Origin of the sequence: Dyella halodurans (assembly GCF_026283925.1) — a bacterium.
In the GTDB taxonomy this organism is placed as follows: Bacteria; Pseudomonadota; Gammaproteobacteria; order Xanthomonadales; family Rhodanobacteraceae; genus Dyella; species Dyella halodurans.
On record NZ_JAPDPF010000001.1, the window covers coordinates 637,427 to 663,604 of the forward strand.

Here is a 26,178-nt window from a genome sequence, read left to right on the forward strand (position 1 = left end):
CCTGGATGGGTGGGCGTCGCGGGGGGGGGCTATGGGGCCATCCAGCGCAGCCGCGTTACCCGGCCAAACGCGGGATCAGGGCGTTTCCGGCGGCCTTCGGCGTGCATTTGCCACCGATTTGCCGGCATCATCGGCAGGGTGATCACGCCAGCTGCTGGGGGCACCATGAAATTCCTGATGATGATCTACAACGACGATAGCTTGCTGAACGCGCTGCCGGCGGGCGAATTCGACCGCATGATGCGCGGTTGTTTCATCCACGCCGATGAGCTGCGCGCCGAAGGCTGCCTGCTCGATACGATGCAGCTGGAGCCGCCGGCGCAGGCGAAATCGCTGCGCATGCGTGACAGCAAGATGAGCGTGCTGGACGGGCCGTTTGCCGAGGCCAAGGAATACCTCGGCGGCTTCAACCTGATCGAGGCGGCGGACATGGATGAGGCGGTGAAAATCGCCATGGCGTTCCCATGGTCGCGGACGGGGCGGATTGAGATTCGCCCGGTGAGGGATACGGACGCCGTGCGGAAGCGCGTAGGGGTGTGAGCTCCGGCTTCCTCTCCCCTCTGGGCGACCCGAAGGTCGTCCCGGTGGGAGAGAGGACTGAGGCGAGCCCCGAAATGGGGGTGAAGGGCGGGTGCTCGCGGTGGCGTTGCTACAGAGCCGGCTTCGGGTCCTGCGTTGTCGCAAGATTGACCCCTCACCCCAACCCTCTCCCCGGAGGGGAGAGGGAGCAGGGCGATCACACCGTCGCTGCCGATTTGCTGCGACTGCGACCCGTGATATGCGCCAACGTATTCACGTTGTCGACCAGGCGGTCGCTGATGCGCGTGAGCAGCCCGGCGGCCTGTCGGTCCTCGGTCATATTGAGCAGCGCCGCGTAGGTGCGTTGCAGGCTGCGCAGGTCGGGCAGGCGCTCCGGTGCGCGTTGCGCACGCAAGGCCGCGCCAATCTCGTGCAGCGCGATGGAGACGTGATTGACGAACGCACACATCTCCACCTGCTCGGGCAGGTTGGGGTGATCGTCGATCAGCGCTTCCAGCGCCATCGCGGTGCGCGCAAATCGATTGCCGTTGGCGAACAGCGCATTGGCCAGTTCGAGCAGGGCGGGCGGCGTCGCCGGTTCGGCACGCATGCGATCCAGCGAAGCCTGCGCATTGCTGCGTGCCGTGCGTGCAGCCGTGCGGGCCTCGCGGCGGCCGTCACGTCGTTCCGGATTGGCCAGGGCCTGCATGTAGTTCGCATACGCGTCCAGCATGTCCGACAGCGCGGCGCGGGCGCGCCCGCGCTCCCAGGTAGGCCAAAGCACATAGGCGATCAACGCGATGCCGCTGCCCAGGGCGGTATTGATCACGCGATCCATCACCGCGTCGCTGGAATTGACGCCTTCGAACGACAGCAGGATGACCACGGTGCCGGTAAGCGCCGCCACCGCCACGCCGTAGTGCGCCGTGGCGAGGTAACGGAACGCCATGCACAGCACCGCCATCAGGGCGAGATGCGCCCAGGCCTCGTGCGGCGTGACGTGCAGCAGGGCGGTGGTAAGCACCAGGCCCAGTACCGTACCCACCACGCGCAGCAGGCCGAAGTTGAAGGTCGCCGCGAAGTCGGGGCGCAGCACGATGGCGGCGGTCATCGGCAGCCAGTAACCATGGGGCAACTGAAGCTGGCGCGCGACGAACAGCGTGACGGTCAGCGTGACGGCGCTACGCACGGCGTGGCGGAAAGCCACCGAATGCGGGGTGAGATTGGCGCGTAGGGTGGCGCGCGCCGAACTGCTGCGCAGTGCCGCTGGCAACGGTGTCTCAGCCGCGGCGGCACGCAGTTCGCCGCGACTGCCGGCCCAGTTGGCATTGCGTACGGCAGCGGCAAGCTGGCCGGAGAGCGCGTGAATATGGGTGGCCAGGCCGTCGGCGTGACCGCCGTTGCCAAGCAGCGCGTTTTCGCTGGCTTGCAGGGTTTGCAGGGCATGTTCGGCCTGCCGGGGGGAGTCGCCAGCCTCCAAGGCATCGGCGACCGCGGCGAGCACGCGCGCCGCATCGCCACGGAACATGGCGTGGATGGTGGCGTTGGCGCGCAGCTCCGCCATGGCGGTGAGTTCCAGGCGGATGCGTTCGGCCAGCTCCAGCAGCACGCCGAAGGCTTCCATGGCGCGACCGCGCGCGTGATGGCGGCCGAGCAAGGTGTGCTGCAGCGTGGTCATGGCATCGGTGAGTGCGGGCACGTCGGCGTCGTCATGCGCCTGCTGTCGCGCCAGCGTGGCCAATCCCCGATACACCGCCGCCAGCGCGTGGCGTTCCGGCCGGTAGCGCTGCAGCGGCCACGCAGCAACGGAAAACACGGTAAGCAACAGGCCGCCGGCAAAGATCAGGGTCGATGCACCCAGCGCTTCGCCCAACGGCCGCGGCGAGGCCGCGGTGACCACCAGCAGGATCATGCTGGTCATGCCGACCCGGGTCATGTCGGTGCCGAACACCACCAGCAATCCACCGCAGAAGCCAAACGCCGCGGTAGCGATCAGGATGGGGATCAGCTGGTCGCCAAGCAGGAAGCCGATCAGCGAGGCCAGTCCCGCTGCCAGCGAGGCCAGCAGCAGGCGTGCCATGCGCTGGCGATACGGCCCTGGCTGGTCGGAGAACATGGTATCCAGCGCGCCCGCGCCAATGCCCAGGCCGACGCCCGGGTGACCCGTGGCGATGCCGATGGCCAACGGCAGAATCACCGCTGCCGTATTGCGCAGCACCACGCGGGGCGGCACGTCCGGTCGCTTGGCGGTGAGCAGGCTGTCGACGACGGTGGCGCGTAGCGAGTAACCGCTGGAAGACATGTGGCTTCGTTCGCTCCTAAACGATGGGCCGATTTTGCACGATGCCGCCTGAAGCTGGCGCGACGGGCAGCATCGTCATGGGCTACGGCGCCGCCGGAACGCTTGGCTGGCGCGTCAGCGCATACAGGATGCGCAGGTCTTGCGCGTCCAGCGTGTCGCCCTCCATGCCGCGGAAATGATGATGGAACGAGCGCACCGTCGCGGCGCGGTTGTCGAGCGAGTATCCGACCATGCCCAGCGCCATCCATGGGTCGAAGTCCGCTGGCGGGTCCACCAGGGTGCCCTGCGGCCACCATCCGAAACCGGCGTCGGCGAGCTGTTTCCACGGGAACAGCGGGCCGGGATCTTCCTTGCGTCCCGGCGCGAGATCTTCGTGGCCGATGATCTGGGTGCGCGGAATACGCAGCCGGGTCGTGAGGTCGGTCAGCAGGCCCAGCAGGCTGTCGATCTGTGCCGGCGCAAACGGCGACTGTCCGTCGTTGTCGAGCTCGATGCCGATGGAGGCGGAGTTGACGTCGGTGATGGTGCCCCAGCGTCCGGCGCCGGCATGCCAGGCGCGCAGCTCGTCGGCCACCAGCTGGTAAACATGTCCATCGCGGCCAATCAGGTAATGCGCGCTTACCGGGCCGCTGTCGTTGGACGTGCGCAGCGTCTGCAGGCTCTGCTGGGCCGAATGGCCGCCGGTGAAATGCAGCACGATCAGTACCGGCCGGCGCTGGTCGAAGTTGGGCGAGGGTACCCACTGCGCCATCGGGTTGCGCGCCGGGGCGGTCGCGCAGGCGGCGAGCAAGGCCAGCAGCATCAGCAACAGCAGGGTGCGGCTGATGGGGAGCAGGCGCGCATACCTGGGGCGGACGAAAGGCATGGCAGTCACGGTGGGTGGGGTAGGCGGAACGTGCCGCAGCCACCGAGGAACGTCAAGCCGAAATGCAAACGGCGCCCGGTTGCCCGGACGCCGTCGCGTTGGTTTTTCAGGCTAGGCTTAGGCGCGACCGGCGAACTCGCCCGTCAGCGTGTTCACCCACACCTTTTCCTCGTTGCTGATGTACTCGGGCACCTGGATTTCGATGCCGGTGTTGAGCTTGGCCGGCTTGGTGCGCTTGGTGGCGCTGGCGCCCTTCATTTCCGGGGCGGTGTCGACCACGGTGAGCGTCACGCTGGTCGGTACCTGCAAGCCCACCGGCGCATCGTCGATCACCTGCACGTAATAGCCTTCCACACCTTCCACGATGTAGCCGGCGTTGTCGCCTACCAGTTCTGGCGCGAGCATGTACTGCGTGAAATCTTCGTTGTCCATGAAGACGAACGCATCCCCATCCATGTACGAGAAATTCACCTCACGGCGCACCAGATCCATTTCCTTCAGATCGTCGTCGGCGCGCAGGCTCAGGTCGAACTTGCGACCGCCCGGGATGGAATACATGGTGAAGCGGAACGTGACGTTGCCGCCACGCGCCGTCGGCGAGCTGCGCTCGATGTCGCGCACCTGGTACACGGTACCTTCGTGTTCGACCACATTGCCTTTCTTGACGTCGGAAGCTTTCATGGGAAGAGCTCAGGGCTGAGTAAGTGAGAGGTGAGTAGTGAGGGCGCGCCTTCGTGCGCGCACGGCGAGACCGGAGGTGAAAGACGAGCAACAGGCTGGCGCCCTCGCTACCCGCCCTTCATCCCTCGCTTTACTTCGGCTGCAAACGCACGGCGCCATCGAGGCGGATGGTCTCGCCGTTGATATAGCGGTTGCCAAGGATGAACGCGACGGTGTCGGCGAATTCCTCCGGCTTGCCCAGGCGCGACGGGAACGGAATCGACGCGGACAGCGACTCCTGCACCTGCGGCGGCATGCCATCGACCATCGGCGTCCAGAAGATGCCCGGGGCAATGGTGGCCACGCGGATGCCGAAGCGCGACAGCTCGCGCGCCATCGGCAAGGTCATGGCGACCACGCCGCCCTTGGAGGCGGAATAGGCGGCCTGGCCGATCTGGCCTTCGTAGGCGGCCACGGAGGCGGTGTTGATGATCACGCCGCGCTCGCCGTCTTCGCCGGCCTCGTTGCCCTGCATCAGGGCGGCGGCGGCCTTGGCCACGTTGAAGCTGCCCACCAGGTTGACCATCACGGTGGTGGCGAAGGTATTCAGCGGCATCGGGCCTTCCTTGCCCAGCATGCGGCCGGCGCCGAGGATGCCGGCGCAGTTCATCACCACGTTAAGCCCGCCCAGAGCGTCGCGCGCGGCGGCGACGTTGGCGGTGACGCCCTCCTCGGAGGTGACGTCAGTACGAAAGAACGTGGCGCCCAGCGCCTTGGCGGCTTCCTGGCCCTTTTCTTCGTTGACGTCGAACAGAGCAACCTTGCCGCCATGGGCGACCAGATGCTGCGCGACCGCGTGGCCGAGTCCGGAGGCGCCGCCGGTGATGATCGCCTTGACCTGATTGAGCTGCATGAAAGTCTCCGGTGCCAAAGGGCAAAGCGTTCATTCTAGCCGGGGGCGCCGGGCATCGAAACGCGGGCCTCGTTGCGTCCCGGCGGGGAATCCGAATGATGTCACTAATCGCATGATATTGCGAAATTTTCCCCTATTGGTGTCGCGTGCGCCTCATGTCATGATGCCGCCGATCGTGCTGTGCGCCATGGCACATTTGCGGCAGTTCGCAAACGGCCGGTGCTGACCGGGACGATAGGGGAAGGGGGTTCAAGCCATAGCAGGTCGACGGGCATTCGCCTGGGTTTGGCCGTGCGTTGCGTCCTCGCGCGCCGGCAACCTGGCGCTGCGTCGCCGCCAGCGGCTGGCAGAGTCTGGCCCCTTGGCCCGGCATCCAGGCGGCTGATCGACAGCCGCTGCAAGGCTTCAGCAGTTATGTAACGGAAGTGCGTTTCAGGGTGACCGGTTTTGCTCCGGTTTTGCGCATTTATCCATATCGGGGCGTCCAATCACGTCGCCCACGGTGACAAAGCACGCGGCGCACAGCGCTCTGCAGGACCTAGGTAAGGCTGAGCAGTATTCGTACGACAGGGGACTGGGCGCACGGGGCGCGAAGGCATACCAAGATCGTTGATCGTGTGCGAGCAGTCACAGATTTCTGAGCTGTGGTCAGGGCGAAGTCAATCAGGGGAAGCTTTATGAAGCAGTTGCTGATCTACGAGCAGCCGTTGGCGCTCAATCGTTTGACGCACCGTCACCTTCGCATCAAGCCGGTACCCACGAATTACGCATTTGCGCGTGGGCTCAATTCAGTGCCCCTGACCACTACGGAATTCGCTCCGGCGGCGCGCAACTATCCCATCGTATTTACGGGCGATGCAGATAAAGCCAGCATGCCAGCCGTGCTGCTTGGTCTGTTGCGCGACGACAACCTGTTTGTCGAGGACGATAGCCAGTGGGCCGCACAGGCCTATGTGCCGGCCTTCCTGCGGCGCTACCCGTTTGTGGTGGCCAACCAGGAAACCACCGGTGAAGCCGCTGCCGCCGCCTTCACTGTTTGCGTGGATATGCCGGTGGTCACCCAGAGCGACGACGGCATCAAGCTGTTCGAGGATTCCGGTGAAAACGCACCGGCGCTGGAGCATGCGCTTGGCTTTCTCGCGGAGTACCAGCGTGCCGCAGAGCGTACCCAGGCCTTCATGCAGCAATTGCGCGACAGCAAACTGTTGGTGACCAAGACCATCCGGGTCGAGCGTGCGGGTACCGAACCCCACACGCTGAACGGATTCAGCATCGTGGATGAAGAGAAACTGCAGAAGTTGGGCGGCAAGGCGCTGGAAAAGCTTTCGCGTACGGGTGCACTCGGCTTGATCTATGCGCACCTGATGTCGCTAGGCAATGTCAGCCTGCTCTCGGCCCGGTTCGATACACGTTCGGCAGCACTGAAACACTAATCCGGCGATATCACGCAGGTGGCGCGACGTGCGCCATCCGCTGGTCTTTTATTTATCTGAAACAACGACTGCTTCAGGGGACATGTCATGGGCGCTTCCTTCATTTCGCGCGCGCGTCAACAGCGTTTGGGAAACAAGCAGGAAACGTTTTCGATGAAGGCGCTGGCCGCCGCGGTATACGGCGTGCTGGGCGTTGGCATCGCACCCCAGGTCATGGCGGGGGTGGCCACCAATGTCACGAATAGCAATCAGCATCCGCTGTCGACCCCTTCCCTGATCACTAGTACCACCTCTGGCGGCGTCACCACGGTAAATGTCCAGGCGAAAACCACCAGCAGTAGTGGCACGGTAGCCTTCAATTCGTTTGACACATTCAATGTGGGCAACCACACGAGCGGCAGTACGGTCGTCAACGATGTAGTCAACCTCTACATGCCGACGAAGGCGACCAGTCTGGTTAATTTGGTATGGAGCGCGACTAGCGGCCAGGCGGCGCAGATCTACGGTACGGTCAACAGTTACGCCAACGGACAAAGTTCCAAAATCAGCGGAAGCGTTTACTTCGCTGATCCTAACGGCATCGTTGTCGGCAAGGGTGCGGTGCTCAACGTCGGCGCACTGTCGCTCAGCGCGCCGACGCAAGCATTCATGGAGTCGTTGCTGGACAGCAGCGGCAACCCGGTGGATGCCAACGTCACCACCTTGCTGCAGGGCCAGGAGCCGACCAATGCCGGTGTTGGCAATGCCTGTGCCGACGGCAACAGCGCCATGATCTGCGTGGACGGCACCATCAATGCCAACAACGCCGTGCGTATCCATGCCACCACCATCGACGTCAGCGGCAACATCAGTGTCTCCGGTACCGGAACCGACACGCTCGCCACGGCGGTCAATCTTGGCGGCGATTCGACGGCAACTCCCGTGGTCGATGGCAACACCATCAGGTTGATTGCCGAAGACGGTGGCAACGCGAGCACGACCGGCGGCGACGTGCTCGCCAACAGCGCGGTCACAGTGAGCGGTGCGCTTGCCACTGGCGCCGTTGGATACGCCAGTGCAAACACCGCGATCACCAGCAACCAGAGTAGCTGGGGTGCGGTAGCGCTTACCGCCTCGGCCAGCGCCGCCTCGGCCTACTCGGACCCGACCAACAAGGTCGCCGTGCGCAGCACGGGTGAGCTGTTGCTCGATCAGGCCACCTTCAACCAGTCGACGCCTGAGGCGATCGAGAACAATTCGGGCACGCTCCTCACCGACGCCAACCTGGCCACGACCAAGGCCGATCTTGGCCAGCTTGCGTACGCCCGTGCATTCAGTACAGCCAACGTCGAGCTGCAGAAGGGCGCAAGCATCAGCGCCTACGGCGATGTGCTGATGCAGTCGGGCACGACCACCAGCGCGACGACATCCGCGACGTCCACCCAGTCGGATGGCTCCATTCCGGTGATGGTGACCGGCATGTATGGCGCGGTGTACAGCAAGGCCTCGACGTTGGTGGACAGCGGTGCCAGCGTCACCAGCAAGTTGGGCGACGTGACCGTGCTGTCCAACACCAACAACACGCTGGATGTGGCAGCCAACACCGTTGCCGCCGGTGGCAACAGCGTGGTGGGAGCCACGGTGGCCTGGTCGCAGGCAGCGGTGAATGCACAGGCCCAGGTCAACGGCAGCGTCAGCGCCAACGCACTGAACATCGGGGCGCAAAACACCAACAGCTTTTCCACCAGTGCCAGCGCGGAAACGAACAACAGCAGCGGGTCGGGCTCTATCGGTCTGGCGGGTGCCGTCAGCGAACAGACCATCACTGCCAACGCCTACCTGGGCAGTGCGCCTTCCGGGCCCGGGCCCGCGGGAAGCAACTTTGGCGACCTGACCATCGTCGCGGAGACGGACACCACGCAGAACCGCTCCGTCGCCAAGACCGGCACGACCCAGGCCACCGGCAATTCCAATGCGAACGCGGCGGATAATTCCGATGACAACGCCGACCTGACTTCCACCATGGGCAACGTCACCGGTGATGCGGATGGTTCGGGATCGGGCCATGGTCTGGGCGGCTCCCTGCCGTTCAAGATCGGCTCGGCCGTTGCCTGGACGTCCAGCAGCAATGGTGCCACCGCGACCACCGCGCCGGGCCTGACCATCAACTCCGTCGGCAACGTGGCCATCCAGGCCATCGTGAGCAATGCGGGCATCCACAACGGCGCGACCAGCGAGACCTCGTCCGCCGAAGACTCCGGTGCGGAAAGCGGCAGCAGCGGCAGTGGTACCTCGGTCAATGTCTCGGCCGCCGTGGCCTATGCCAACTACCAGAACTCGGCCGATGCGGAGATTGGCAGCGGCGACGTGATCACGGCGCAGAACATCGGCGTCAATGCGCAGGTCGTGGTGCCGTTCGACTGGACCTTCGGGCAGTCTGCGCTGAGCTCGTCGAGCCTGAGTGCCCTGACCCAGATGGGGCAAAGCCTGGATGATTTCAAGAAAGGTGCCGAGGAACTGAAGAGCCTGGTCCAGGCTGCCAAAGCCGCGCCCGATGAGATCATGGATGGCGTCAGTGGTTACGCCGGCGCCTTCGGCGATGGTTCCAGCGTCGCGATCGGCGGCTCGGTCAACTACTTCGGCATGACCAACAACAGCCGCGCCTGGGTGGGCAATGGCAGCACGCTGACATCGACGGCATCGCCCGGTAGCAGCAGCTGGACCAGTTCGCTGGGTTGGCTGACCGGCGCCATCAGCGGCAACAATCTTTCCGTCAGCAGCGCGCCTGCCAGTTCAACGGCAGCTTCGCCTGGCGACGCTGGCAGCAGCACCGTGACCTGGAGCCAATCGATCAGCGTGCTCGCCGGCACCGACGTGGCGGCGTTCAACCTGGTGGGCGACTTGACGCCCTGGTCCCCGACCACCTCGGGCAGCAGCGCTGCCATCGGTGGCGCGTTCAACTACGGCGGCTATGCCGATACCACCACCGCGGGTCTCGATACCGGCGTCACGGTGACCAGCAAGAACGCGGTGGCAGTGGATGCCACCGGCGCCGATACGTTGTTCGCGCTCAGCCCGATTTCCGGCAAGGGCGGCTCGGCCAGCATCCAGGGCATGGTTGCGCTGACCGACGTCAGCGACCAGACGCACGCGAGCGTGAGCGGAAGCGACGACGTCAATGCGGCGGCACTGAACGTCGATGCCGTCAATCCGCTGATGGTGTGGTCGCTGTCGGGCGCACTGGCGATGTCCAGCGGTGCCGGCATCGGCATCAGCGTGGGTATCAACGACGTCAGCACCAACACGCTGGCGATCATCGGCAACAACAGCAAGGACGAAACGCCAGCGTCTGGCAGCGCGCCGGTTGAAGCCGGCGGCACCATCAGCGTGGGCAGTCTTGGCCTGCAGGCCACCACCAGTGGCGAGGCGGGCGCGCTCAGCGTCGCCGGCTCCAACATATCGGACGCACCCAACAAGGACACGGGCAGCGGTTCTGGCGACTCGGCCGCGCAGAACGCGTCGGGCTCCGGCTCGGGCGCGGCGCCAGGTGCTGGCCTGATCTCGATGCTGAAGAGTGTCAGCTCGCTGGCGGACACGCTGCGCGGCGGCACCGACAAGTTCCAGGCCGCGTTGGCCAAGGTCGACGAACTGACTGGCGGGACGGTCAGTGACAGCGGCAGCGTGGGCAACGCGGCAAGCAGCGCCGGCTCGTTGCTCGACAAGGCCAGCAGCGCTTTGAGCGCAGCCACCAGCGGCGCTACCGGCTTGCAGACCATCGCCGGCAAGCTGTCTTCGCTCGGCAGCAGCTCCGGCAGCAGCTCGAGCTCAGGCTCAAGTTCCAGCTCCAGCAGCGCCTCCTTCGGCATCGGCATCTCCGGTGCGGCCGGCGTCAACCTGGCCCAGCTGGGCACGACGGCTGTGCTGGATGGCGTAACCGTCACCAACTTCTCGGGCGATGCCAGCGAGAACACGGTGAACCTCGTTGCGCTCAACAATGCCCAGCTCTACAGCGTGGCTGGCGGTGCGGCGCTCAGCCGAACCAGCAACAGTTCGGGCGGCGGTGACCTCGCTGGCGCCGTGGCCTATTCCAGCGTGGGTGACACCACGCTGGCGACGCTCGGCGACACGGGCACCAGCGTGGCCACCCACGTCAGTGCAGGCAGCGTCGTGGTGCAAGCGCTGGATAACAGCCAACAAATCGATGCCGGCGTCGGCGTTGCGGCGCAGATCGGCGGCAGTGGTTCCACCACCACCGTGGCCGGTTCGGTGTCGATCGCCTCGTCGCAGAACCAGACCACGGCGCAGATCAGTGAAAGCAGCGTCACCGGCGACAGCGGCTCGACCGATGCGGTCCAGGTCACCGCCTACGACGCTTCGCTGATCGGCATTGGTGCGGGTGGGTTCGGACTCAACACCAGCAGTGGCGACAGCGTCAACGGTGCGCTGAGCCTGACTTACGCAAGTATCGGTAACGACACCAGCGCATCGGTGTCCGGGGCGTCGATCAGCGGTTACAACAGCTTTTCGCTGAACGCGCTGAACGGTTCGATGATCGTCGCGGCTGCAGCCACCGGTAGCGTCAGTACGAGCGAGAACAGCAATAGCCTGACCGGCGCGATCATCGTCAACAAGATCGCCGACAGCACCACGGCGACTATCAATGGTGGTTCCACGGTCGGCGTGGCCGGCGGCCTTTCGGTGAACGCGCAGGCTCTCTCACCCGACGCCTCCTCGTTGACCTCGCTGGGTCTGCCCGCGGCGTTCGGCGAGTCGGCCAGCAGCTATTACGATTTCAGCGGTGGTCAGCTGACGCCCGTCATCAGCAATGCGAGCAATGCGGGCGCCAATGCCAGCAGCACGGCGAACAGCGATGCCGGCTCGAGCAGCACAAGCAGCAGTAGCAGCACAGGCAGTGGCAACTCGGCGGGGTGGGGAAGCTCGATCATTGCCGCAGCCGGCGACCTCGGTGTCAGCGGAAACAACGTCGGGGTGTCGTTCGAATACAGCCAGATCGCCAACGTGCATCAGGTTGATATCGACAACGCCACGCTGAATGTGGACAACGGTGCGATCAGCCTCAACGCGCAGGACAACACGCGCATCATCGGCGTGGCCGCCGGCCTGGGCGTGGCCACGGGACAGTTCGCCGGGATGGGCAGCGTCGCCTACAACAGCATCGCCAACACGGACAGCGTCGTGCTGGGTGCGGTGGGCAACCAGACGGCGCTTACCGCGCAGAACATTGGCGCCACGGCTCAGGACCAGTCCGCCATCTACACCCTTGCCGGGGCCGCGGCCATCAGCACCGGTACGGCCGCCGTGGGTGCTGCCGTGGCTTACAACAACATCGGCAACACGTTGCAGGCCACGGCGACAGACGTCGCCTTCACTCTCAATGCCAGCGGCAGCACGCAGGGCGTCAGCCTGCAGGCGCAGAACAAGGCTTCCATCATGGCCGGTGCAGTGGCCGCCGGCGTCAGCACGGGCGACGCCGGAGTAGCGGTGTCGTTTGGCTGGAACCAGACCGGCAACGACACTACCGCCAGCCTGACCGGTGGTTCGGTGACGGGGCCGGCAGGTACGTCCGCCGGCAGTTATGCCGGCTTGCTCGATATCGCCGCGACAGACAGTGCCACCATCCAGGCCTTGTCCGGCGCGGTGGGCTTCAGCAGCAGCGCCGCGGCGACGGCGGCCGTCAGTGTGCAGGAGATCGGCGATAGCACACAGGCATCGCTGCAGGATGCGTCCATCGCCATCGGCAACGTGACCGTCAATGCCGCCACCACGGCGAAGGAACAGTCGATCGCGCTGGGCGTGGCGGCGGGCGGCGATGGCGCCGGCACCGGATCGGTGGCCTACAACTGCATCGGCAACGGTCTGGCCAGCGGCAACTGCCAGGACAGCAGCGTACCCAACGGCAGCGCGGTGGCCGGAACCATGGCCTCCGTCAGCGGTATCGGCAACGGTAGCGGCGGGCCAGCGGTCATCAGCAACGCGCTGACAGTCAGTGCAACCGACAGCAGCACGATCCAGACGCTGGCCGTAGGTGCGGCCGGTGGTGGTGACCTCGGCATTGGCGCGTCGGTGGCCGTCAGCGACATCGGCACGGCCACCTCGGCAACGATAGGCACGGCCAACACGACGCTGACCCAACTGGACGTGGGCAATAGCACCCAAGTCCAAGCTACCTCCGCTGCACAGATCGAATCGCTGGCGGTGGGCGCCGCGGTCAGCGGCACGGTTTCGCTGGCCGGTTCCAGTTCGACCAACCTGATCGACAACAGCGTCAACGCCGGCATGACCAACGTGTCGACCGGCGCCACCACCGACCCGTCCACGTTCGCCAGCCAGAACGCCACCACCATCACGGCCTTGAACGGGGCACAGATCAGCTCGCTGGCCGGTGCGGTGGCCGGTGGCGACGTGGCGGCGGGCGCTGCGGTGGCCGTCAACGACATCGCCACGCAGACCACGGCGGCGTTCGATGGCAGCGGTGGCGGTACCAGCGGTGCCAACGCCAGCCCGTCCTCCTGGTACCAGGTCGGATCGCTGACAGTGCAGGCCGGCGCTGTCGATCCGGGCACGGCGAGCGGCCTGCCCGGCAGCCTGACCCAGTCGGACAGCAATGACGCCAATATCCAGACCATTGCGGTGGCGGGCGCGCTCGCCAGCGGAGTGGCGCTGTCAGGCTCGGTGGCGGTCAACCAGATCACCGGTGGCACCAAGGCTTATATCGACCAGAACGCAGGCGTCGTTGCCAACGACAGCATCGGAGTGCTGGCCAGCAGCAGCCAGGGCATCAATGTGTTTGCCGGTTCCGCTTCGCTGAGCGGCTCCATCGCCGCCGGTGCGGGCGTGGTCGTCAATACGCTCGGCAGCAACACCCAGGCCTACATCGACAACAGTGACGTCACGGCGTATGCGAACGGCACGGGCCTGTCCGTCACTGACGGCACGCCGGCCAACCTGGGCAGCCTCAATGCCGGGATGGACGTCACCGGTTCCACCAGCGACATCTTCACGGTGTTCAAGGGCGGCGCCACCAGCGTCGCCAGCAACAGTGGGGCCGGTGCACCCGACCTGCACAGCAGCACCACGACGATCACCGGCGTGGCGGTCAACGCGAGCAACCAGCAGCATGTCGTCACGCTCAGTCTTGGCCTTGCCGCTGGCGAGGGCGTGGCCGGTACGGCCGAAGTGGGCGTCAATGAAATCGGTGGTAGCACCGGTGCCTACATCGGCAATGATTCGCTGATCAACCAGGTCGCGCCCACCGCGGTCACGACGAATGGTTCCAGCTCCACCCAGGCCGGCAGTACGGAGTCGTCGGACCAGTCGGTCAGCAGCACGCAGCAGGTCAATGTCGGCGCGTACAGTGCGCAGTACGCGGCCAACTACCTGGCCACCGGCGCGGGGACATCAGGTGCGGTGGCCATCAGTGCCGCCACGCCGGTCAACACCTTTGACGGTGCCACGCAGGCGTACATCGCCGACTCCATCGTCGGCTCCAACGCCTCCAGCCTGGGCACGCAGGTCGCGGCGAACAGCTACCAATGGTCGCTCAACGATGTCGGTAGTGCCGACGTCAGCACGGGAGTGGCTGCCAGCCTGTCAGGCGCGGTGTCGCTGTTCAAGGCGAGTACCGACGCCTACGTCAGTGGCGGCAGCATCACCGCCAACAATTTCAGCGTGCTGGCCAACTCGGCCATCCAGAGCGCGCAGGTCGGCGGTGCGCTGGCCGTGGCCATCAACGAGGAAAGCGCCGCCGGCAGCGGCATGGCGCTGGTCAACATCGACAATGCCGAAACCTCGGCGCGCGTACTGGGCGGTGCCTCGATCAACGACGCCGGCGACGCCACCGTGCAGGCCACCTCCAGCGACGTGTCGCAGGCGTTGGCTGCCCAGCTCGCGGCGGGTACGGATGCTGGCCTGGTGGGCACGGTGGCGGTCAACGTGCTCGGCAACAGCACGAACGCCTCGGTCGCCGGCAGCAGCATGATCGTGGGTGGCACGCTCAACGTGACGGCGGCGGATGCACAGACGGTCAACGACGTGATCGGCGGCGTGGGTGTCGGCGCGGTGGGCCTGGCTGGCGGCGTCAACGTCACCTTGCTGCAAACCCAGGTCGGCGCAGACATCAACGACAGCGGCATCACCAATACCGGCTACTCCGCCGGAGGCGTGAATGTGGGCGCGAGCTCCACGCGCAACGTCGACAATGCCACCGGCAGCGGTGCCGGCGGCATTGCCGGCATAGGCGTCTCGGTAGGCGTGCTGGTGGCCGGCAGCGGCAGCGGCATCGCCACGGGCAGCAATACCAGCATGCTCGGCAACAGCTCCAGCAACAGCAGTGGTGATCGTCAGGCGGACCTGTACGACATCGGTCAATCGGGCAGCAGCGGCGTGCTCGACGCGGGCAGTACGTACGGCAACCTCGGTGCCGGCGGCGTCAGCCAGATCAACAGCGGGGCGAGCTATGGCAGCAGCTGGAGCACGGCGCTGGCGGCCGGCACCACGGATGGCATTTCGGCGGGCATCACCGGCGGCAGCACGGTGGCCAGCAGCAGCAACGTCAACATTGCCGCGGCGGCCAACGCCGCTACCTCGAACACGGCCGGTGTAGGGGCGGGCGGCGTGGCGGCGGTGGGCGTGTCGGTGGCGTCCACCTCGCTGGACAGCCAGGTGAGTGCCGTGCTCGACAGCCAGAGTGCGATCACCCAGGCCCGCAACGTCACCATCCAGGCCGGCGTGGGCAACGCCAAGGACGCCAGTGGCAACACGCTCACCGCGGCATCCACGGCGGTGTCCACCGGCTCGTCGGCCGGCAACGTGACGGTCGGCGCGCTGGGCGTCAACGTGGCCGTGGCCGAAAGCAGCATCAACGACAACGTGTTGGCCGGCAGCGCGGGCCAGATCAGCGGACTCCAGCAACAGGGCACGCTCACCATCCAGGCGGGCGACAGCAGCACGGCCTCGGCCGGCAACAACAATCCCAACGTCACCGTGGGCCTGGCGCTCGCCGCCGGCACGATGGTGGATACGGCGACGCGCGATAGCAGTATCAGCGCGTTGCTGGGCGCTGGCTCCACCACGCGCAACTTCAGTGCGGTGACGATCAGCGCCTCCGATACCGGCAGCGTGACCGCGCAGGGCGTGGCGGATACCGCCGGCATCCTGTCCGGCGACGGCGCGGACATCACCGCCCGCGACATCGGCACCGCCAGCGGCAGCATCGGCGTGTACACGCTGGCCAACAGTGCGGGGCCAGTTACCACGCTGTCGGACGTGGGCGTTACCAGCGTTACCGCCAATGCCGCACCGACCTTGTCGGCCAGCGCCCAGACCACCACCATCGGCGTGGGCGTTTCGATTGGCGTGAACACCGTCAATGCCAGCGCGGCACTCACCAGCAGCGCCGTGGTGGGTTCGTCCAGCTCCGATGTGCAGTTCACCAACGCGCCGACCGGCAGCGCGCTCAACGTGACGAGCGATTTCGCGCCGACGCTCTCTGCCTCTTCCACCGGCAACAGCGGCGGCATCGTTGCCGCCGAAGCCTCCGACGCCACCGCCAGCAGCAGCGGCACCAACCGTGCCGAAATCGGCAGCGGTGTCATGCTGCCGCTGCTCGGCAGCGTGTCGATACTGGCCGAAAGCACGCCGGTGGCCTCGGCCAATGCCAACGGCGTCGTCGCCGGCGGTTTCATCGGCGGCGGTTTCAACGCCAACGCCAGTTCCGACGAAACCACCACTGCGTCGCTGGATGGCAGCCAGGCCAATGTGAGCGAGAGCATCAGGAACGCCACCACTGGCGTGACCTATGCGGGTGCCACCGAGCTGACCAGCCTTGGCATCGTTGCCGAAAGCACCGACACCAACAACGCCTATGTCGAATCGGGCAGCGGCGAGTTGGTTGGCGGCGTGGCTGCCACGGCCACGACGACCGCGCTGTCCACCTCCAGCGCGACGCTGGGCGCGGACCAGTACCTGACGATGGGCGGCGAATTCAACCTTGTCGCCAACACGCAATACATTTACGGCGTCACCGCCGATTCGAGCAACGGTGCGGTGATCGGCGGTAGCGGCGCCTATGCCAGCAACGTCGCCGGCACCACGGGCACCACGGCTGCGGCGAGCATTGGCATCAACACAGCGGTGGTGTCAGGCGGCAACCTCAACGTGCTTGCCGACACCGGGATGAGCGCCGACGCAAGCAACGGCGGCGCCACCAGCGGTGCGGGCGGCTTGTTCGTGGGCACGGCCGCCGAGGTGGACAACACGTTCCTCGCCAACAACGCCGCGCACATCGGCAACGGCGATTACCTCGCCACCTACGGTTACGACACGCCCAGCACGTTGAGCAGCATCAACGTGATTGCCGACAGCACCATCCAAAACGTGCAGGATCAGGCCAGCATCACCATCGGTGGCGCGGTGCCGGTTGCCAACCCCAGCACTTACTTTACGGGCACGGTAGGCAACGCCATCGATATCGATGGCAACAGCACCTTGACCAGCTACGTCGTCAACATCGGCACCTACGCCATGCTTGGGGCGATGAACACGGCGATCGGCAATTCGTACGGACTTGATGGCGTTGCCTCGGCCAAGTCCACCACCAACCTCACCGCCAATCAGTCGGTCAACGTCGGTACCGACGGCAATGGCACCGTGTCCATTGCCAGCATGGACGACAGCTACGTGCTGGCTGGCGAGGATTTCGGCAACGGCAGTCTGGCCACGGAACTGAATGCTCAGCCGGTGGCACAGGCTTACGTGCGCGGGCTCATCGCCATTCCCGTGGCTTCGGCCACGGCCAATGTCTTGAGCAATGCTACGCTGACACTGGGTGCGGGCAGTTCGGTCACCAGCGATGGCGACGTGAATATCGGCAGCATCGACGGCACGCTCACTGCCCACCCCGACAGCGAGGGCCACGGCTACGAGCTTGGCTTCATTCCGGTAACCAACAGCAACAACAGCACCAGCGTCAGCGGCAGCGCCAGCACCGTCATCAACGGCAGCGTGGTGGCAGGCACCGGTGGCGACTTGCTGATCAACATCGACGCCAACGGCAATCTCACCAGCAATGCCATCGCCTATGCCGTGGATACCGGCAGCGGTTTCACCACCGCCAGCGGTACGATTGGCGGCACGCCGAGCGCCGTCACGTTCGCCGCGCAATGGGTCAACAACTACAACGAAACGGATCCGGGCTCGGCGGGTAGCGTGACGGCGTGGGAGTTCGGCGGTTCGGCGAGCGACATCCTGGGCGTACCGCTCAGCGTGCGCGGCGGCAACGTCTATCTGTTCGGTGGCAACGGCACCAGCTCCAACATGGGCGGCATCAGCGGCAGCGGCTCGGTCACGGCCAACCCCGCGCCATCCATCACCATCGACAATGCCAGCACCGACACGCTGGCGCTGTCGGGCATCGACGTCAGCTTCGGCCTCAGCGGCACGGTGTATGAGAACAACGCCAGCACCAGCGGCACGACCAGCATCGGCGGCGTCCACATCACGCAGGCGCCCAGCGACGCGCAACCCAACATCACCATCGACAACTCCTACAACAACACGTTGTCGCCGGGGCAGAACACGCCGGACATCATGGTCAACGGCCCCATCCAGGATTTCGGCGGCAACGTGAGCCTGAGCACCAGCGAAGGCTCGATCACGACGAATGGCATCTATGCCAATGACGTGTCGATCTATGCGCCGCGCGGCGACGTGACCTTCAATGCCAACCCGGCGTTCACCGGCGGCGATCCGGCTGGCGCACTGGACAGTTCGACAAGCTGGCTTTTCACCAACATCCTCGGGCCCGATTTCTTCAACACCGGCAGTGCCACGACCGGCTCCTGGGATGCGGACAAGGTGGCGGCGGCGATCATGGAGTCGGTGTACGCGCCCGGCTCGACCAATACGGCAACGCTCAATGCCGCACTGATGACGTACGGCGGCGGCACGGTGGTGCCCTATTCGAACTTCCAGGGGACATACCAGGCCACACCGATCATCACGATCGGCAACTGTGCCGGATTCTCATACGGCGGCAGCACCTGCAACGGCTCCGGCACTGCCGGCATCGGTTATGGCGTGATCAGTGAGGGGCCTAGCGGCAATGACTACACGCCGATGGTGCCGTGGATCGCGCTTAGCGCGTCGGGCACCAATGTGCAGGGTGTCTCCAGCAGCTGGGGAACCGGCCAGAAGATGCCCTCGTCGCAGTCGCAAACACTGACCGTGAATGCCGGTGCCAATGGCTACATCGATTTCGATTCGTCCTACACGGTGGGGCAGTCCGGTGTATGGACGGTGCAGACGCAAACGGGCCTCACCGATTTCCTCAGTGCCTATGCCAGCAACAAGGGCACGCCGCTCTATGCCTTCAATGCGGGCAACAGCAGCTACGCGGCGTACCAGGAGTCGGTGAGCAATGGCACGCTGGCGCTGACTGATGGCACCGGCAACACGCTGTACTACTACAACAGCAGCAACAGTTCGTATGAGCCCTTGCTGGGCCTGGTGCAGTCGGCCGGCTCCAGTCGGCTCATCGGCGCCAGTTACAACATCAACCAGAAGCAGGTCGACCTCAACAGCGTCGAGGCCACCGGCGGTGGCCAGGCCACGTTGATCGGCCATGTGGTGAGCACGGGCGGCGGCAGCATCACCGTCAACAGCGGCTATGGCGAAGTGTTGGTGGACAACACCACCGGCCTGCCGCTGCAGGTGAACAACATCGACACCGGCAAGGCATCGCCGGGCATGGTCACCATCGAAGACTATTCGCAGTTGATCGGCAGTTCGAATGTGCCTACCACCACCTGGTACGTCAGCGTGGACGGCGGTGCGACGCAAACCTTCACCAACAACCCGAACGCCTACAACAGTGCGCAGAGCGGCGTGATATCGACGCTGGAAGCGGCATCGGGCGTGCCGAGCATCGTGCAGGCATCCAACACCAGCGGCGATGCCATCTATGCGTTGACGGAGAGTGGCGCGGCGCTGACCAGTTATGCCCCGGCTCAAGGCCAGTATTACAACTACAGCATGTCCGCCACGGTGTTCCGTCCGACCTCGGGATTGCCCGCCGCATACACCGGCTCGAGCACCAGCACGGACTGGTCGTTCTACAACGCCCAGACCGGCCAGGCCGAAAATGGCGATCAGGCGTGGACGCCGTATTCGTGGTTCTCCAACTCGGCCAATGTGACACTGAGCGGTGGCGCGCAATGGGCCGTGGGTATTTCCGGCAGCACGGGCAATCCCGTGCAGTCGACCTCCGTAGGCGGGTGGGCGGTCTTTCATGGATGCAGCGGTGGCCTGACGTCAGATTGCAACTACGGCACCAAGGCCACCGTGTATGACGACGATACGACCTGGTACTCCTCCAAGAACCCGGGTGGCTACGGTTCGGCCTGGAATTTCCTGTATCCCGATTACGGCCAGCTCAGCATCAACGTCACCCAATCAGCCTCGCTGCCGATCGCGGTGCAGTTCGCCACCTCCACCACCAACCGCGTGGAGATCGACTCCAACGCCAACATCCTGCTCAACGGCGTCATCTCCAACACCAACAACCCGGTGCAAAACGGCAACACCGCCGCAGGCGTGTCGGCTACGCCGGATACGCTGCTGGTGGCCACCAACGGCGGCAACATTCTCAACACCAACCCGCAGCAGCAACTGATCTGGACGCATGACCTGGCCATGATCGCCGAGGGCGGTGGCAGCATCGGCACGTCGTTCCGACCGATCAACGTGCAGATCACCGGTTACGGCAACACCGATACCGGCAACAGCGGCGTGGTCGATACCGGCAACGAAACCACAGTCGTGGCCGTGACCGACGGTTACACCAAAACCAGCGCAACATCGGGCGACGGTAACGACGGCAGCATCCACCTCAATATCAATTCCGGCAGCAGCAACCAGCCGATCCTGGCAGTTGCCGGCGGCAAGGGCACGCAGGTTTTTGGCAACGTCGACATCACCAGCACGGGTTCGCTCGTGAGTACCCGCGGCCCGGGCGTGATGATTCCGGGCATGGCTTACCTGGGCTGCCTGCCGGCCGATATGGCCAGCGGTGGCGCCTGCACCGCGGATGCGACGGTGCAGGGCGCGATCGGCGGGCCGGAGGATATCGTCGGCGACGCGGTGAGCCTCACCAGCCAGTTGGGCAGCATTGTGGGCTCGCAGACCATCAACGGCAGCCAGACCAGCGACCGGGCACTGATGGTGCAGACGCACTTCTCGGCCGGCTCGGTCGACGTGCTCAATCTCAACGCCGCTGGCGACATTGATGTCGCCAACGATGCCGGCGACTACGAAGTAGGCAGCGTGGTTTCCCAGCATGGCAATGTGATCATGGATGCCGAGAAGGGCGGCATCTACGACGCCAGCTCGCTGTCCGCTTCGGCCACGCTCAACCCCACGCAGGAAGAAGCGCTCTGGCAGCGCTTCGGTCTGGTGTCGGTGGATACCAACGGCAACGCCATCAACGCGCCTACCGCGGTGGATCAGGCGATCACCAGCCAGGTGAACGCGGCTTACAGCGAATACATCGGCCTCATGGCCGAAGGCAGCTACAGCAACGGCAGCTTCACCTTCAACAAGACGCCGACGATGGGCTTGTTGCAGTCGTACTGGGCGCTGGTGGTGCAAGCCAGCAACGGCACGATCAGCGCTTCGGCCACGCCGGACCAGACCGACGTGCAGAACTATCTGGCCAGCCGCATCACCAGCGACATCGCGGTGTTCGGTCAGTGGGTCAGCACTTCCAGCGCGAGCTGGAACACGCAGAGCGAATTCACCAACCCCGGCGGTGGCTATGTGTTTGCGCTCACTTCGGCGCAGCAACAGTCGCTGGCTTCGCAGGCGTGGAGTGAAAATGCCTTGCTGTACAGCCTGAGCAGCGCCGGCATGCTCGCCGCACCCAGCACCAGCGGCGCGGGTTCGGGCCTCACCACCACCACGGTCGGCACCAACTTTACGCCCAACATCAGCGGTGTGAACGTGACGCTGCTGGCCAATGGCAAGAACAGTGGCCTGGGCCAGCTGGGTACGCCCATCACCATTGACGAAAGCGACCTGGCCACGCTCTACAGCACGGGTACGCTCGTCAACACGCTCGACAACAGCAACAATCCGGGCGTGTTGCAGGCATTGGCCAGCGCCAACACGCCCGGCGACATCACGGTGTACGACACCAACCACAACGTGATCAACGGCCAGCAACTGGCGCAGTTGGCGGCCAACGCCACCTTGTCCAGCGTGGGTGCCACGGCCGGCGGCACCACCATCGGTTCGATCGTGATCACGCAGATCGATCCGCTGTTCGTTCAGGTGACCGGCGATCTGGCTGGCAAGGCCAATGGCGCGGTTTACATCCAGGCACAGGGCAACCTGGCACTGGCCACACAGCGACAGGGCGACCAGACCTTCCAGCTGACGGGCCTGACCTCCGGCCTGGACATGAACCTCACCGCCACCGGCGGCATCCAGGCCGATCCGGACACCACATACTCACTCAACGCCCCGGCGTTGCTGAGTGTCGGCGGCAACCTGACCATCGCGGCCAACAACAATGTCGGCTTCGACAGTTACGGTTTGGATGCACTGCCGGTCGCCATCGCGGGCACGCTCAACAAGGGCTCGGCCGGCGGCAACCTTGCGCTGGAACAAACCACCGGCGACCTGCTGGTGAACCAGGCCGTTGCCAACGACGACGTGCTGCTGCAATCGCGCAAAGGCAGCATCTACGCGATCAACAACGTCACCAGCGTCGCGGGCAATCAGATCACGTTCGACGCCCTGGACAATGTCGCCTACAACAGCACGTCGACCACCACCACGCCCACGCTGGGCGCGATGTGGGTGCAAGAGACAGGCGGCAACCCGCTGCTCAAGGCCACGGCGACCTACGGCATCGTGGACATCGCCACGGACACCGGTGATCTCACCGTGGGCACGATCCAAAGCGCCGGCCAGATCACGCTGCTTTCCACGGTGGGCAGCCTCACCGCGCAGCAGTTGACCTCCAACGATGCCGGCGTCAACGCCACCGGCTATCTGGATGCCAGGTTCGACAACGTGCAGGCGGCAGGCGGCGTGGTGCTCAATGCCACCACCGGTGCGCTGACCACCACCGGCACCATCGCCAGCAGTGGCAAGCAAACCATTGGCAGCAGCAATGCCAACGACGACGTGGACCTCAACGGTTCCACGGGCGTGACGATTGGCGGCGATGTCTCCACCGGCAACGGCAATATCAATGCCACGCTGACCAATCTCACGGGCACCGGTACGCTGGAATTCGGCCAAGGCGCTGCGCTGAGCGCGACCGGAGGCAACGTCGACGTGAGTGCCGCGCAAACCGGCGATGCCGTGCAAATGGACAGCGGCAGCAGCATCGCGGCGACCGGTATCGCAACGATTACTTCTGGCGGCAATGTCGTACTCGGCTTGGTGCAAAGCACCGATGCCAGCGATACCCCGTCCATCAGCATTACCGCCGCCGGCGGCATCCGGGGCAATGGCGGTCCGCTGAATGTCGAAGAACTCGCGGGCGGCAGCGTGTCGTTGCAATCGGTCAACGACATCGGCGGTGCACCGAATCCGCTGATCGTGAACATGAGTCCGGGCACGCTCGATGCCACCAGCACGCAAGGAAGTATCTACATAGATGCGCTCGGCAACCTCGACGCGCAGAGCGTTCGCGCCAACGGCAACGTCGATCTCGCCGTCGCCGACGCGCTGGACTTCACTCAGATCACTGCGGGCGGCAACGCCACGCTCTCGGCGGCAACCATCGCCGGCAGTAACCTGACCGCCGGCGGCACCGTGCAAACCAACAGTACGGGCGCGACGACGCTGGGTACGGTCACGAGCGGCGGCGATCTAACTGCCGCGGCTGGCACCAACCTGACCGCTGGCAGCTTGAACAGTGGCGGTAACGCCACGCTCACCGCGACCGCAGGCACGCTGCAAATCACCAACGCGCTGACCACGGCCGGCAACGCCACGCTGCAATCCGCGCTGGATGCCAATGTGGCCAATGCCAACATCGGCGGCAATCTGGCCATCGATAGCACCAACGGCACGGTGACACTGGCACAAGCCGTGGTGGGTGGGAGCAGCCAACTGGATGCGGGCAGCGATGTAAACGTCGGCAGCTTCCAGGGCGGCAACGGTCTGACGACGCAGTCGGGCGGTGCGACCACGCTGGGGGCCGTGACGCTTACGGGCGGCTCGCTGCAGAGCACGGCGGGCAGCACCCTTGCGGCGCAACAGGTGAACGTGCAGAACGGTAGCGCCACGCTGAGCTCTGGCGGTGACATGACGCTGGCGAATGTCAGCGCGGGTGCGGACCTCACGGCCAGCGCCGGTGCCAACCTGCAGGCAACGACGCTGAAGGCCGGCAGTGCGACCACGCTTGATGCGGCCCAGGCGATGACCTTGGGCAGCGTGACTAGCGGTGGCGGTCTCAACGCCATGGCGGGTACGAACCTGACTGCTGGCAGCTTGAACAGTGGCGGCAACGCCACGCTCACCGCGACCGCAGGCACGCTGCAAATCACCAACGCGCTGACCACTGCCGGCAACGCCACGCTGCAATCCGCGCTGGATGCCAATGTGGCCAATGCCAACGTCGGCGGCAATCTGGCCATCGATAGCACCAACGGCACGGTGACACTGGCACAAGCCGTGGTGGGTGGCAGCAGCCAACTGGATGCGGGCAGCGATGTAAACGTCGGCAGCTTCCAGGGCGGCAACGGTCTGACGACGCAGTCGGGTGGTGCGACCACGCTGGGGGCCGTGACGCTTACGGGCGGCTCGCTGCAGAGCACGGCGGGCAGCACCCTTGCGGCGCAACAGGTGAACGTGCAGAACGGTAGCGCCACGCTGAGCTCTGGCGGTGACATGACGCTGGCGAATGTCAGCGCGGGTGCGGACCTCACGGCCAGCGCCGGTGCCAACCTGCAGGCAACGACGCTGAAGGCCGGCAGTGCGACCACGCTTGATGCGGCCCAGGCGATGACCTTGGGCAGCGTGACTAGCGGTGGCGGTCTCAACGCCATGGCGGGTACGAACCTGACTGCTGGCAGCTTGAACAGTGGCGGTAACGCCACGCTCACCGCGACCGCAGGCACGCTGCAAATCACCAACGCGCTGACCACGGCCGGCACCGCCACGCTGCAATCCGCGCTGGATGCCAATGTGGCCAATGCCAACATCGGCGGCAATCTGGCCATCGATAGCACCAACGGCACGGTGACACTGGCGCAAGCCGTTGTGGGTGGCAGCAGTCAACTGGATGCGGGCAGCGATGTAAACGTCGGCAGCTTCCAGGGCGGCAACGGTCTGACGACGCAGTCGGGTGGTGCGACCACGCTGGGGGCCGTGACGCTTACGGGCGGCTCGCTGCGAAGCACGGCGGGCAGCACCCTCTTTGCGCAGCAGATCGACGCGCAGAACGGCAGTGCGACCTTGAATGCGGGTACCAGTCTGGCTGCCACAAGTATTGCCGCTTCGGAGGACGTGGGCCTTCAGGCCGGCAGTACGGTGCAGACCTCCCAAGTGCAGGCAGGCCATGACATCAACGTCAACGCCGGCAGCGATGTCAGCATGTATGACTCCACGGCTGGCCACGACATGACGGTGAATTCCGGTGGCGTGCTGACCATTAACGATGCAACGGCCGGCGATGCCGTCTCGCTGTCGGCACAGCAGATGACGTTCAATAATGTGCAGGCGCCCAACTCCATCTACCTGCTGGCACGCGATGGCAACATCATCGCAACCTCGCTGCGCACCCGGGACGCCTACGCGCTGGCCAGCGGCGACATTGAGCTGGATGCCGGTTACATCGGCGACCGGATTAACCTCGAAGCCAGCGACATCACCGCGCAGGTCATCCAGACCAGCACCGGCCAGCCGTTGTATTCGGTGTTGTCCGGTTATCAGGGCGGCGTGGCAGGCCGGATCGTGGTCACCGCCGACGCGCCGCAGGACTGGATGATCGACCGCCTGGCCGCCGTGAACGCGGCACTGGCCACCACCGCACCGAACGTGGACATGGCCTCGGCCCACATCGAACAGACCATGTCGGTCAAGATGCCCGATGCCTACGTGTGGATGAATCAGCACAGCGCGATCCTGCTACCGGCCACCGTGCAGCTGATGCAGCCGACCTACGACTTCCAGTTCCACCAGGACGGCGTACATACGCTCACCGATGCCTTCATCATCCGCTACAGCTTCGGCGACGACACCCAGACGCCCAACTACGTTGCCGTCCACGACTGGCTGGCGCCGGACTACCTGGGCGAGAGCGCCCTGCGTTTCAACGGCCGCATGCTCACTGACCAGACCGATGACCGCGGCGACGACCAGGTGACCAAGCACGCCGTGCCGGCGTGGATCGGCACTGACAACAGCCAGTTGGTGCAGCCGGCGGATGAGCACAGCACGGCCGTCAATATCAATGCTCCGGAGTGAGGCAATA

General features: G+C 65.1%; 7 protein-coding genes. 3 read left to right on the forward strand and 4 right to left on the reverse strand.

Annotation, left to right across the window (positions count from 1 at the left end):
- Positions 1–165 precede the first annotated feature (165 nt).
- On the forward strand, positions 166–540 hold the full coding sequence (locus OUZ49_RS02880) for a YciI family protein (protein ID WP_266148429.1): 375 nt from the start codon (positions 166–168) through the stop codon (positions 538–540).
- 196 nt (positions 541–736) lie between these two features.
- Here OUZ49_RS02880 and OUZ49_RS02885 read toward each other — a convergent pair whose 3' ends face one another.
- The 4 genes from OUZ49_RS02885 to OUZ49_RS02900 form a co-directional block, all read right to left on the reverse strand.
- Positions 737–2,821 (reverse strand): FUSC family protein, encoded by a 2,085-nt coding sequence (locus OUZ49_RS02885; protein ID WP_266148430.1) that lies wholly within the window; start codon positions 2,819–2,821, stop codon positions 737–739.
- A gap of 82 nt (positions 2,822–2,903) precedes the next feature.
- Positions 2,904–3,686, reverse strand: a complete 783-nt coding sequence (locus tag OUZ49_RS02890; RefSeq protein ID WP_266148431.1) for an N-acetylmuramoyl-L-alanine amidase — start codon at positions 3,684–3,686, stop codon at positions 2,904–2,906.
- Between the two features lie 117 nt (positions 3,687–3,803).
- The gene (gene efpL / locus OUZ49_RS02895) at positions 3,804–4,367 is read right to left on the reverse strand and encodes an elongation factor P-like protein EfpL (RefSeq protein WP_266148432.1); all 564 of its coding nucleotides are present in this window, start codon (positions 4,365–4,367) and stop codon (positions 3,804–3,806) included.
- Between the two features lie 130 nt (positions 4,368–4,497).
- Positions 4,498–5,259: an SDR family oxidoreductase gene (locus tag OUZ49_RS02900; protein WP_266148433.1), complete on the reverse strand. Its 762-nt coding sequence runs from the start codon at positions 5,257–5,259 to the stop codon at positions 4,498–4,500.
- Between the two features lie 677 nt (positions 5,260–5,936).
- Here OUZ49_RS02900 and OUZ49_RS02905 point away from each other — a divergent pair.
- Positions 5,937–6,692 carry a SapC family protein gene (locus tag OUZ49_RS02905; protein WP_266148435.1) on the forward strand — a complete coding sequence of 252 codons (756 nt, stop codon included), beginning with the start codon at positions 5,937–5,939 and terminating at the stop codon, positions 6,690–6,692.
- A gap of 153 nt (positions 6,693–6,845) precedes the next feature.
- Positions 6,846–26,171: a hypothetical protein gene (locus OUZ49_RS02910; RefSeq protein WP_266148436.1), complete on the forward strand. Its 19,326-nt coding sequence runs from the start codon at positions 6,846–6,848 to the stop codon at positions 26,169–26,171.
- The last annotated feature ends 7 nt before the right edge of the window (positions 26,172–26,178 follow it).